Below are 12,395 nucleotides of genomic sequence, written 5' to 3' on the forward strand. Positions count from 1 at the left end.
TTATAATGTATGAGTGAGAATAAGTTTCTGTTGGTATGGCGCTAAAATCATTTGCTTTATTTTATCACCTAATAATAACTGCTCTGACATCTGTTCACCACATGAACGAGTAAATATCTTATTTAAACGTTCACTAAACCAGTGATCATTATCAAATAAGGATATTGCACCTACGCATTTTGTCAAAGTATTATCATGCAATGATGAAGGTAAATTTTGCTGATGAACTTCTTTACGGAGCAATCTTCTGCAGTTATCAGTGTTATATACTTCAAGTGCATCAATTAAGTTCAATAAAGAATAAATAATATTAAAATAAGCATTATATTGCAGACTTGAAGCGCCAATCCTATGTTCGATACGCGCGGTTTTTTGCCAATTGTGCTGCTTAACTAAGACTTTATTATTATGATCATAAAGTAAGGGTTCTTCGCCCATAGCCTGATTATGTTTTCCTACTTCTTTGTACAAAGCAATACTGCCCTGGTGCCCACCTGAAATATCGATAGGTGAACATAACTCAGCCGCTAAGCCATATTTACTTTTTAATGCTAAACGCTCAAAAGCTTCTTCTTCAGGTAAATATATTAAACAACAGTTTAAACTCGTATCAAGAAAACATTGCTGCAAATACTCACCAAACCCGCGTTCAACAATAATGTTTTTACCTTCGCTATCAAGTGCACTAATATTCATTTGTACTGCATTAGGAATGTGTACAGCACGTGTTTCAGTGGTGAATATATCGCCGCTACCACTGGCTAACTTACCTTTGTCCCCAGACCATACAACCGGTTTAATTAATGTTGTACTGATACCTTGTTCAGCAAATAGTCGCGGTAAAAACTTTATTGCTTGGCTTAAATTATCCGCTTCTTTTAAAGGTGACTGGCCGTTAAATAAAGAAACATACTCCCACTGACTATTCCAATACTCAGGCACTAATTCGCCATCAATTCCTGCACGAACTAACTGGCGATTAATTCTTTGGTAGTCCAATGAGAATTTTTCTATTTTACTGTCGAATTGATAACAACCTTCTAATTCAAAATGAATTACGGGGGTAAAACCAAGCTGTTTTATATAACTTTGTAATAAGAGAATAGCTTGAACAGTTAATGGTGTTGTATTATTCATAAGAGGTAATGGCTTTCTATTGATATATAACCACATTGTTTTTACCGTTATGCTTTGCCTGATAAAGGGCAGCATCGGCATGTAGGTATAATGCTTCGCTCGTAGGGCTAATTGGGGACAAGGAAGCAATACCGATACTCACCGTAATTTGCAACCCTAGATTTTCTGTAAAAACTTGCTGTCTAATTTTTTTCAAAAGTCGTTCAGCAATTACTTTACATTGCTTTTCATCAGTCCGTGGTAGAATACATAAAAACTCTTCTCCCCCAATACGACCAATGACATCTTCAGTACGAAACACATCATGGCAAAGATCAGCTAATTTTTTAATAACTGAATCGCCAACCGGGTGGCCAAATTTATCATTGACACTTTTAAAGTCATCAATATCAAACAAAATAACCGATAATTTTGTTTTTTCAACAAAAACATCTTTACAGTAATTTGATAAATATTCGAAAATATAGCGACGGTTATATAAATTTGATAAAGGGTCTTTAATGGATATAGCATACATTTTTTTATTATTTTTATATTGAATGGTTATCACCGTAATAACAATTACACCGCCACATAGAATAAATATCAATAAATAAATATTCTGTTGTTTTTGTTGATTAAGTGACTCATTTTCTAACATAGAAACTTTTTCTCGTTGTTGAGTCAGTGCATTTTCAATGTACATTCGCTCGTTTTCCATTGCTGCACGAGCGCTCGTTAAGCGCATGCTAGAATTTTTCACCAGTAATTTGTTATATTGTTGATAATACTGTCGAGATAATTGAAACGCTTCACTGTCATTATTTCTTGCATGAGCAAGCTCTGAGCCAAGCTTTATTACTTCAAGTTGCCATTTAGTTCCTACCAATTCAGGCAACGACATAAATATATTTTCAGCTTTAGTCAACGATGCTTGAGCTTGTTCCAGTTTACCTAATTGAATAAAACAATGAACTTGTTGCTTGTATAGCTCAGCGTTATAGTCAATTAATCCATTGAGTGTTAATGCGCGATTAATAACAGTGATGGCTTGTAAACAATCGCCTTTTTCAGCAAGTGTCATGCCTAAACCATAGGCAGAGAAAAAAGAAATCTCGGTATTAGGAGTATAAGCAATTTTTTTTTGATAAAGCTCAAAATACTGAATCGCTTGATCATATTTTTGCCAGTAACGATAAGTTGCAGCGATACCATAAATAGCCTCTGATACATGTGCGGGATAATTTAAACGTTCATAAGTATTTAGCGCTTTTTGATAATATTCAATCGACTTTTCATAATCATCTAAATAACCATAAATAGCACCGTAAGTTTCATTGATGACGGCAATCAGAAAATATTCTTTTAATGCATAAGCTTCCAAATAAGCTTCCTGCATTTCATTTAACGACAACTCATAAAGTTCAGTGATACTTTTTGTATAAGCAAGCTCTTGCTTAGCAATAATGAATAGATAGGTTAAGTTGCTTTTCTTAGCTATAGTCATCGCTTTACGAAGAATAAGTACAGAATTAGCATACTGCGCATCTCGGCGATAAATAAGACCTTGGTAAATATAAAGACTACTTTGAATTTTGAGTGGTGTATTAGCATCAATAAGTGCAATGGCTTGGGTAACCGTTTGATTAAAATCTTTATAGAAGTAAAGTAAATTTTCTGCTTGCGCCTTGCGTAATAACCACCAAATTTGGTGTAACTTAGGCATATCAGAAAAAACATTTTCTAAGGCTAATAATTTTTGATATGTCTGCAAAGGCCGTCGGCGTATTTCATCATCCATGTCTAGCTGGCTAAATGGCACATCGACTTGGGCTACTGATAACCTATTGTTATCTGCCAGCGATTGACCACATAGAGAGGCAAACATAATAAAGGCAAACGAAAGAAATCGACAACAATCAAACTTCATGACACATCCGTGATCAATGATATTTTTATATCTGTTACATAATTTAACTTTAGCATAACCATTTTTTTAAAACGAGTTAAAGCAATTTATTTGCATGAGCATTAATATAGTAAACGATAACGCTGCAAATTAATCATTGTAGAGTTTGTTAAAATCGCTTAATTTGAAACCTTGCAGGTATTGCTCGCCAACCTTTATTACTGGCACAGATCTAAAGTTTGCTCGGCGAAACTCTTTTTGTCCCGCCGCCGTTTTTACATTACATAAACGATATGAAATGTTATTTTTTTCAAAGTACGTTTTCGCCACAACACAATGCGGACAGTTGCTCATACTATATAAAACAATTTTTTTCACGAGGTTAAATTCCTTTATGGTTGATGCAAAGGGTTATTATCAATAACACGATTTTTGAAAGCATACTCTTGATACGTTTTTTGACTACTGTACTTGCAAGTTTACATCAATTGACCTTAAAAAAAACACTCACAATTAATGCTCAGGTAGTTTTACTTGTTCGTCATACCCCATTCTCTTTATAAAGGGGTAAGTATTACAGACACTTTAATTATCGTACCACCAATAATAGGGGGAGTGGCCACTTATCATTAGCGAGTTATAAATCTTTCAGTTATGATAAAAGTACCGGTAAAACGTTAACCAATAGAAAGAGTAATAGACATGGAAGTAAACCAAATAAACAAGAGTTCACCTTTAATAAAAACGTTTGTTTGGAGTAGAAAAATTCGCTTATTTCATTGGTTAAATGTCTTGTCAGTATTACTGCTTATTGTTATTGGCACTATTATTTATTTTAGTAAAGATTTAGGCGTTTCTACTGAAGGTAAAGTCCTCCTGAAAACAATTCATGTTTGGATTGGTTACATTTTTTCAGCAAATTTAATTTTTAGAATTATCCTAGGTTTTGTGGGTAAAGGCTTTGAACGTTGGGGGCAAACACTGCCTTTTAGTAACGTATTTAAGAAAGAGCTCGCTGATTTTAAGCATGATAAAAATAAAATCTTTAAAGGTCATAGTCCACTTGGAAAACTGATGGTTGGTGCATTCATGATAAGCTTGTCTGTGCAAATGTTTTCTGGTTTAGTCATTGCTGGTACCGATATTTATTACCCGCCGTTTGGCCAATATTTTGCTAGCAGTATTGCTCAAGATAAAAGCCAGATGACATTAATTAAACCTTACAGTAAAGAAAATATTGATGCTAATGCGTACAAAGAAATGCGTAGCTTTAGAAAACCATTTATAACGGCACACGTTTATAGTTTTTACATTTTATTGCTCTTGATCCCACTACATATTTTAGCCGTATTCTTTGCTGAGCGACGTGAGAAACATTCTATTGTTTCTGCAATGATCCATGGTTATAAGTATTTACCAAAAGATAAATGATCTCCTTGAGCTTCGCTAAATAGCGAAGCTCAAATTTAGCCATTAGGTGCAATAGGCATAACATATTAATGATGTTGATTTCACTCATAAAAATAAGCTGCCATACCACTGACGAGCGCCATCAAATAAGCACTATGATCACTGCTACAATTGTTATTAAATTGTCTCTGCATCATTAGCATACTCCTCAAGTTTTAAGGACAGTATCTCTCTAAAAGGTAATACACGGTTAAAGAATAAAACAAACGCTGTATAAAAAACCAGTTATTGTGCTAAGCTTATTTTAGTGGACAGTGTTGACCCATGGAAAATCTATTGAAACTATATATCGCCGAAAAACCAAGCTTAGGACGCGCAATTGCCGCAGCCCTACCCAAACCTCACAAAAGTCAAAAAGGCTATATTGAGCTTGGCAATGGTGACGTGGTCAGCTGGTGTATTGGTCATATCCTTGAGCAAGCAGATCCCGAAGTTTATAACGATGACTTTAAGAAATGGCGAATGGATCACTTACCTATTATTCCTGAGCAATGGCAGTTAACGCCAAAAGCACAAACACGTTCACAACTTTCCGTACTACGTAAGTTGGTTAAGAGTGCAAGCGAAATTATTCATGCTGGCGATCCCGACAGAGAAGGTCAATTACTGGTTGATGAAGTTATTGATTTTTTAAAGGTCTCTAAAACTAAAAAACAGCAAGTTAAACGCTTATTAATCAGCGACTTAAACTTACCTGCTGTAAAAAGGTCGCTCAACGCATTAAAAAGTAACCAAGATTTCATGCCTTTATCTATTTCAGCACTGGCTCGTTCTCGAGCTGATTGGTTATACGGTATAAATCTGACTCGGGCTTATACCTTACAAGGACAAAAAGCAGGTTTTAATGGTGTACTTTCAGTGGGTCGAGTACAAACACCACTGCTAGGTTTAGTCGTAGAAAAAGATCGTCAAATAGCACACTTTATTCCTCATGATTATTTCGATGTTTATGCAGATATAATTACACCTGCCGGTGAGAAATTCATCGCTAAATGGCAGCCTAGTGATGCTTGTGCACCCTACATGGATGACAATAAAAAAATTATTAACAAAGCACTCGCAGAAAACGTGGTTGGCCGTATCGCAGAAAAACCCGCAAAGGTGACCTTAGTCACCGAACAAGATAAAAAACAATTTGCCGCACTTCCCTATAATTTGTCTTCATTACAAATTGATGCCGCCAAACAGTTTTCTATGAACGCAAAGCTAGTACTTGATGTTTGTCAGGCCTTGTATGAAAAACATAAATTGATTACCTATCCGAGATCCGACTCTAGATACTTACCCGTCGAACATCATCAGCAAGCGAGCTCTATTATTAAAATATTAGCTGACTCAAAAAACAAATACGCGGAATTTGCTAAAGGTGCTGACTGTAACATTCAAAGTAAGGCTTGGAATAACAGTAAAGTAAGTGCTCACCACGCCATTATTCCAACAGAAAAGTCAACCAATAATATTGCACTTAATTCTTTTGAAATAAACATTTATCAGTTAATTGTTCGCCAATATCTTGCACAGTTTTATCCTCCTTATTGCTACCAACAAACGCAAGTAGAACTTGATATAGCCCAAGGAAAATTCACAGTAAATGCAAAGGTACCACAGCAACTAGGTTGGAAAGTAATGTTCCAATCAAGCAAAACAAAAAACAACCTGTCGTCTAATAGCGAACAAGACGTATATTCAGAACAACTTTTACCTAAATTAAATAAGGGTGAAACTCTACATTGTGAACAAGGTTTAATTGCAGAGAAGGTGACACAAGCACCAAAAGCTTACAACGATGCAACACTACTCAGTGCGATGACAGGTATTGCTCGTTTCGTTCAAAATACAGAAATTAAAAAAATTCTTAAAGATACTGATGGCTTAGGAACAGAAGCGACTCGAGCGGGTATTATTGATTTACTTTTTAAACGCGGTTTTTTACAGCGTATAGGAAAGAATATAACGGCTACAGATATTGGCACATCACTAATAAACGCTTTACCTAAAATGGCTACAACACCAGATATGACCGCACAATGGGAAGCAACACTTACTGATATTAGTGAACGAAAAAGTAACTATCAAAATTTTATTATGCCGTTAACAGCAACGTTAAAGAGTATGGTGGCTGAAGCTGGGCAGCAATCTTTTGATCAACTGCCAAAGGTACCTTTTAAACGCAAAACTAAAAGGAAACCTCGCTTTAAAAAGGCAGGATAATTTCTCTACTATATTTATACTTTCACAGCAAAGCTCCTGTGAAAGTATAAAGAGGGTGGCTAATTAAGAATACCCGTTAATATTAGTACCGAAATCACGGCCAAACATAACAATAGCGTACGCTTTGCTAATCTCACTAATAAACAAGGCTCGGCAGTACAATCATCAGCGTCGACCATAAAGTCTTCAGATTTTTGCGCCACACTGATCAGTATTTGATTAGGTTGTTTATTGATATCAAAAAAGTTTTCTAGCCATACTGCTATTGCTTTAGAGAAGTGTCCTACTAGCATGTAACCAAAAGCCACAAGGCGAACCGGTAACCAATCCACCCAAAATAATATATCTTTTAATAATGGCGTTTTATTTTTTTCAATAAAATCTATTGGTGTAGCTTCGGCTTTACTTTCGACATTTACATTAATATCAGCTTCATCACTTTCAGTATCTACACTCTCTTCTTTCGTCACGTTTTCGAATATTTCAGGCGATTCATTCATGGTAACCAATAAACGATAAAATAGTGCGCCTGCCGGTCCAAAAACAACAAAGAAAATCATAATAGCGATAAAGTATCGGTAGTTTAACCACACCAATAGTTGACCAAAACTCATTGGCGCACTGCTGGTATCTTGTTGCAGTTGCCTATGGTGTAATCCACAGGTTGTCGGTTCACCTCGAAAAGCTGACAATAAGTAATCTTTATAGCACTGTCGAGTTTTAACACAACCAAAACAAACAATTAAGATGAGAGTTGAAAAGACCAGATAAAGTAAGCCATCATCAACAAGTTCGAGTAATAAATCGCAAGCAATTACAGGTATGGCAATAAAAATCAATTGAGACACAATTGACTGCTTCGCTAAATGCATTAGTTTAGAGCGTTTAAATAGACCAACATAAGCATGAAAATAAGTTTTAAACTGCCATGATGTTGTCGACAAATAACGTTCAGCAGCCAATGCAATAAGTAAGCTAATAAGACTCATAAAATTTTCCTAATTTTTAATACTCTTTTTAAATGAGTATATACCTTTTGCTATTGAATTAACTAGACTTTAAACAATGATGAAAATACTGCCAATTAAAAGCATTGCCGGGATCTGTTTTTCTCCCAGGAGCAATGTCACTATGCCCTGCTATATTATTTTTAATACTCGGGTAATTTTGCTGAAGCGTTTGGGTTAATTGTGCCAACGAATAATATTGTGCAGCTGTGTAAGAAATATCATCAGTCCCTTCTAATTCAATACCAATAGAAAAATCATTACATTTGTCTCGTCCTTGATATGAAGATACACCAGCATGCCAAGCTTTATCGGCGAATGAAACATATTGAATAATTTGCCCCTCTCTGGTGATCAAACAATGGGCTGATACTTTTAATTGAGCAATTTCATCAAAATACGGATGAGCTTTTACATCTAACTTCCCTAAAAAAAAGTCAGTAATATATCCGCCGCCAAATTGCTTTGGCGGTAGTGATATATTGTGGACAACCAACAAGTTTACTGTATCGGTTTTCTCTCGCACGCTAAAATGTGGCGATTTTTGCTGCTCTTCATTAACAAGCCAGCCAAAACTGATGGGCATATTGCATTTATGCTTTATTGCTAATTTATTTTTAAAGTCTTTCGTCATACAATGGCGTTACTATTTGATTTTCAAGATCTGTGTGTAGAGTATGACTGAATTTGATCCGACAAACAAAATGGGAAAAATATTTATTTGGCTAGCTTGGTTATTTGCCTTAGCATTATTGGTATTTTTTTTTCAAGATGTACTTGATAAGCAATGGGATCCAAATAAAGACCCTAAAATGAATTTAAATAGTCAAGGTAAAGCTGAAGTAACACTGCAGCAAGACCGCCAAGGGCATTATGTCGTTCATGGTGAAATCAATGAATTGCCGGTAGTTTTTTTACTTGATACCGGAGCAACCCAAGTGTCAATTCCTGCGCGCATTGCCGAAGAATTACAGTTAAAGGGTTATGGTTCATCACGCGTTAACACGGCAAATGGCACGACTACTGTTTATCAAACAAAATTACAACAACTGAGTATTGGTAATATCTATTTGTATGATGTAGCCGCCCACATCAACCCCAGTATGCAATCAAATCAAATTCTATTGGGCATGAGCGCACTAAAAAGGGTAGAATTCAGTCAAGTAGGTAAGCAACTTATTTTACGTGAACGATAACTTACCAACGAAGATCTACTCGCTATTAGCAACCAACTGAAAACTGACTTAATTACTTACAAACAAGAGAATAAAATTCAATGCTTTGTGTGCAACTACAACATGATATTCAAAAAACAGTAACGTGGGCATTATGTGAAGACTTGGGCGTTGATAACGCTGATGCATTAAAAAATAGCCAAGACATTACGGCTGAACTCATTCCTGCTCAAAATATCGCGGTTGCTAATATCATTACCCGCGAAAATTGTATCGTTTGTGGTGTTGCTTGGGTAAATGAAGTTTTTGCACAACTCGATGCTATTTATCGTACTCAAACTCATATCACTTGGTTTGTTAACGATGGCGAGAGTGTTAAGGCCAATACCACCTTATTTGAATTGTCGGGTAACGCACGCATTCTGCTTACCGGCGAACGTAGCGCTTTAAATTTTTTACAGTCGCTTTCTGGTACGGCAACATTAACCAGTACTTATGTTAAAGAGTTGTCAAACACAAATACGAAATTGCTTGATACCCGTAAAACGATCCCAGGTTTACGTAGCGCGCAAAAATATGCGGTTAAATGTGGTGGCGGTGTTAATCACCGTATTGGTTTATTCGATGCTTTCTTAATTAAAGAGAATCATATTGCTGCGTGTGGTGGTATTGAAAAGTCTATTCAAACCGCTCGAAAAAATCATCCAAACATAACTGTTGAAGTCGAAGTTGAAAGTATAGACGAACTCAACCAAGCGCTAAATGCTGGCAGCGATATTATTATGCTTGATAACTTTAGTCATGAGATGATTGAACAAGCGGTAGAAGCGACCGCTAAAATATCTCAAGGGAAGACCAAATTAGAAGTTTCTGGCAACATGACCATTGAAACATTAAAAAGCTACGCAAAATCAGGTGTGGATTTTATATCAGTTGGCGCGTTGACTAAACATGTTACCGCTATCGACCTGTCTATGCGATTCGTTTAGTCATTAATAAGAATAAACTAAGTTAAAAAGTCGTTAATAACTAACAACTTTTAACTTTTAAAAAAATAAAGACAAAAAAAGTGTCACAAAATTTTACATTTCCTGATTTTTGTCGCAAGATGAATCCAGCCCCCGTAATTAAGTATGGAAATACCTATTATGAAAAACGTAAAATTTTTAAATACTAAATCTGTAAACAAAGCAAAGGGTTTTACCCTTATCGAATTAATGATCGTTGTTGCGATTATCGGTATTTTAGCCGCTGTTGCACTACCTGCTTATCAAACTTATACGCTTAAAGCTAAATTTTCAGAGGTTGTATTAGCAACAAGCCCTGCTAAAATTGCTGTTGAAATTGGCAGACAAACAGGTGTGGCTCTTGTCGATTTAGATGATGGCTCAAATGGTGTTGTAGCAGCAGGAGCAACAGATAAGGTTGCATCTGTGGTAACTACTGATGGTGTTATAACAGCGACTGCTACTGCTGCAGCAGGATCTGCGACGTATATTTTAACGCCAAGTGCTGGTATTCCTGTAGAGTGGACAAAAACTGGAACATGTATCGCTGCAGGTTTATGTTAATAATATAGCGATAACTTGTTAGCTGCTTAACATAACTAACTAGTTTGCATAAAAAAGCTCCTACATTAGGGGCTTTTTTTATGCCTAATTTTTTCAACTCTTTATTTTACAAAACTCAAAATGAATTAAGCTATACTTGCAATAAACATTGTGAGTAAATAGATTATATTATTCCTACCGCGAAAAGGTTGCCATGAAAGGTCATCATAAACAATCAAGTGTTTTAACTGCACTTTTAAAGCATGATGTTGTCGACAAGAATATGGTCGATAGTATTGGTGCTGAATTCCTTCAGCAATCAAAACCTTTCATACGATTTCTTATTGAAGACAAAAATTTAAACGCGGATAGTATCGCCACCATACTGGCACGCAGTTTTGGTTATCCAATCATAGACCTTAATGCTTTTGATACGGCGATGATCCCCGATGGTATTCGCAACGAAAAATTAATCCGTAAACATAATGCTCTTCCCTTATTTTTACGTGGCAAAATTTTATTTGTCGCGATGTCTGACCCAACCAATCTAGATGCTTTAGAAGATATACAATTTAACACCGGGTTTCCTACCGAATTAGTGTTAACGAATGATCAAAACTTACAAGTCTTTATTGATAAAATTCTTGAAGAAGAAAGTGACTCTTTAGATATTACCGATATCGATGCTACAGAATTGGCTGGAATAGATGTTGAAGAAGAGCGCAAAGAAGATGATAGCGCTACCGGTGATAAGGAAGATGCACCGATTGTTGTCTATATCAATAAAATATTACTCGATGCAATTCGCAAAGGCGCTTCAGACTTACACTTTGAACCTTACGAAAAATCTTACCGTATACGCTTTCGTGTTGATGGCATTTTAACTGAAATGGCAAAGCCACCAGTATCACTTGCCTCTCGTATGGCTGCCCGTTTAAAAGTAATGTCAAAACTCGATATCGCTGAAAGGCGAGTCCCCCAAGATGGGCGGATAAAATTAGCCTTATCCAAGAAAAAATCGATTGATTTTCGTGTCTCAACCTTACCAACAATGTGGGGTGAGAAAGTTGTAATGCGTATACTTGACTCTTCAAGTGCGATGTTAGGTATTGAAATGCTGGGCTATGAGCCGGCACAAAAGCAAATTTACATGGACGCTTTAGAGCAACCACAAGGTATGATATTAGTCACTGGACCTACAGGTTCAGGTAAAACAGTTTCTCTTTATACGGGGTTAAATATTCTTAACACCGCAGAGCGTAATATATCAACAGCAGAAGATCCGGTAGAAATAAATTTAGATGGAGTGAATCAAGTACAAATTAATGTGCGCGCTGGCTTAACTTTCCCTAATGCACTCCGCTCTTTTCTTCGCCAAGATCCCGATATTGTAATGGTAGGGGAAATTCGAGATCTTGAAACTGCTGAAATAGCCATTAAAGCCGCGCAAACAGGTCACTTAGTGTTGTCCACGTTGCACACAAATTCAGCATCAGAAACCCTGACTCGATTATTAAATATGGGCGTTCCTTCATATAACGTGGCCAGTTCGGTCAGTATTATTATTGCTCAGCGTTTAGCAAGACGTTTATGTAGTCGCTGTAAAGTTGAGGATGTTATACCTAGACCTGAACTAGAAAAACAAGGTTTTACCTCTGAACAACTTAGCGAAATAAAATTATTTAAACCCGTAGGTTGCGATCAGTGTACGGGGGGCTATAAAGGTCGTGTTGGTGTTTATGAGGTAATAAAAATCAGTGAAAAAATGTCTTCTATTATTATGGAAGGTGGTAATTCTATGGATATCGCTCAACAGTGTCAAAAAGAAGGTTACAATAACTTACGGCAATCAGGCTTAGAAAAAGCACGTCAAGGTATAACGAGCTTGGCGGAAATAAACCGTGTGACTACAGCTTAGTCAACTATTATTTTTATAGAAGTTGACTAGTATTAAAAT

General features: G+C 36.2%; 11 protein-coding genes. 6 read left to right on the forward strand and 5 right to left on the reverse strand.

The annotated features are described in order from the left end of the window. The 3 genes from H4J52_RS11510 to H4J52_RS11520 all read right to left on the reverse strand — a co-directional run bounded on the left by H4J52_RS11510 (position 1) and on the right by H4J52_RS11520 (position 3,403). Positions 1 to 1,137, reverse strand: coding sequence for a hypothetical protein (locus H4J52_RS11510; RefSeq protein WP_182177089.1), 1,137 nt, complete (start codon positions 1,135 to 1,137; stop codon positions 1 to 3). Positions 1,138 to 1,153: 16 nt separating this feature from the next. After that, positions 1,154 to 3,046 (reverse strand): diguanylate cyclase, encoded by a 1,893-nt coding sequence (locus H4J52_RS11515; protein ID WP_182177090.1) that lies wholly within the window; start codon positions 3,044 to 3,046, stop codon positions 1,154 to 1,156. 129 nt (positions 3,047 to 3,175) lie between these two features. Further along, entirely contained in the window at positions 3,176 to 3,403 is a 228-nt protein-coding gene (locus tag H4J52_RS11520) for a glutaredoxin family protein (RefSeq protein ID WP_182224741.1), read from the reverse strand. Positions 3,404 to 3,727: 324 nt separating this feature from the next. Here H4J52_RS11520 and H4J52_RS11525 point away from each other — a divergent pair, with 324 nt between their 5' ends. Beyond that, positions 3,728 to 4,456, forward strand: coding sequence for a cytochrome b/b6 domain-containing protein (locus H4J52_RS11525; protein ID WP_182177092.1), 729 nt, complete (start codon positions 3,728 to 3,730; stop codon positions 4,454 to 4,456). Positions 4,457 to 4,771: 315 nt separating this feature from the next. Next, positions 4,772 to 6,706 (forward strand): DNA topoisomerase III, encoded by a 1,935-nt coding sequence (locus H4J52_RS11530; protein WP_182177093.1) that lies wholly within the window; start codon positions 4,772 to 4,774, stop codon positions 6,704 to 6,706. Positions 6,707 to 6,765: 59 nt separating this feature from the next. On the opposite strand, the gene ampE is transcribed toward H4J52_RS11530, so the two are convergent. Both ampE and ampD read right to left on the reverse strand, forming a co-directional pair. After that, positions 6,766 to 7,695, reverse strand: a complete 930-nt coding sequence (gene ampE / locus H4J52_RS11535; protein WP_182177094.1) for a beta-lactamase regulator AmpE — start codon at positions 7,693 to 7,695, stop codon at positions 6,766 to 6,768. 58 nt (positions 7,696 to 7,753) lie between these two features. After that, positions 7,754 to 8,299, reverse strand: coding sequence for a 1,6-anhydro-N-acetylmuramyl-L-alanine amidase AmpD (gene ampD, locus H4J52_RS11540; protein ID WP_182223684.1), 546 nt, complete (start codon positions 8,297 to 8,299; stop codon positions 7,754 to 7,756). A 91-nt stretch (positions 8,300 to 8,390) separates the two neighbouring features. Between ampD and H4J52_RS11545 the strand changes: the two genes are divergently transcribed. The 4 genes from H4J52_RS11545 (at position 8,391) to pilB (ending at position 12,356) form a co-directional block, all read left to right on the forward strand. Beyond that, positions 8,391 to 8,909: a TIGR02281 family clan AA aspartic protease gene (locus H4J52_RS11545; RefSeq protein WP_182177095.1), complete on the forward strand. Its 519-nt coding sequence runs from the start codon at positions 8,391 to 8,393 to the stop codon at positions 8,907 to 8,909. A gap of 89 nt (positions 8,910 to 8,998) precedes the next feature. Then, positions 8,999 to 9,877 carry a carboxylating nicotinate-nucleotide diphosphorylase gene (nadC, locus tag H4J52_RS11550; RefSeq protein WP_404851832.1) on the forward strand — a complete coding sequence of 293 codons (879 nt, stop codon included), beginning with the start codon at positions 8,999 to 9,001 and terminating at the stop codon, positions 9,875 to 9,877. A 159-nt stretch (positions 9,878 to 10,036) separates the two neighbouring features. Beyond that, positions 10,037 to 10,459 carry a prepilin-type N-terminal cleavage/methylation domain-containing protein gene (locus tag H4J52_RS11555; RefSeq protein WP_182177097.1) on the forward strand — a complete coding sequence of 141 codons (423 nt, stop codon included), beginning with the start codon at positions 10,037 to 10,039 and terminating at the stop codon, positions 10,457 to 10,459. A gap of 193 nt (positions 10,460 to 10,652) precedes the next feature. Then, positions 10,653 to 12,356, forward strand: a complete 1,704-nt coding sequence (pilB, locus tag H4J52_RS11560; RefSeq protein WP_182223632.1) for a type IV-A pilus assembly ATPase PilB — start codon at positions 10,653 to 10,655, stop codon at positions 12,354 to 12,356. The last annotated feature ends 39 nt before the right edge of the window (positions 12,357 to 12,395 follow it).

The organism is Colwellia sp. MB02u-14, assembly GCF_014076915.1.
GTDB lineage: Bacteria > Pseudomonadota > Gammaproteobacteria > Enterobacterales > Alteromonadaceae > Colwellia_A.

What these genes read in the sequence shown, in the direction of transcription:
- H4J52_RS11510 (WP_182177089.1), bottom strand. Translation starts at nt 1,137, where the DNA reads ATGAATAATACAACACCATTAACTGTTCAAGCTATTCTCTTATTACAA.
- H4J52_RS11515 (WP_182177090.1), bottom strand. Translation starts at nt 3,046, where the DNA reads ATGAAGTTTGATTGTTGTCGATTTCTTTCGTTTGCCTTTATTATGTTT.
- H4J52_RS11525 (WP_182177092.1), top strand. Translation starts at nt 3,728, where the DNA reads ATGGAAGTAAACCAAATAAACAAGAGTTCACCTTTAATAAAAACGTTT.
- ampE (WP_182177094.1), bottom strand. Translation starts at nt 7,695, where the DNA reads ATGAGTCTTATTAGCTTACTTATTGCATTGGCTGCTGAACGTTATTTG.
- ampD (WP_182223684.1), bottom strand. Translation starts at nt 8,299, where the DNA reads ATGCCCATCAGTTTTGGCTGGCTTGTTAATGAAGAGCAGCAAAAATCG.
- H4J52_RS11545 (WP_182177095.1), top strand. Translation starts at nt 8,391, where the DNA reads ATGACTGAATTTGATCCGACAAACAAAATGGGAAAAATATTTATTTGG.
- H4J52_RS11555 (WP_182177097.1), top strand. Translation starts at nt 10,037, where the DNA reads ATGAAAAACGTAAAATTTTTAAATACTAAATCTGTAAACAAAGCAAAG.
- pilB (WP_182223632.1), top strand. Translation starts at nt 10,653, where the DNA reads ATGAAAGGTCATCATAAACAATCAAGTGTTTTAACTGCACTTTTAAAG.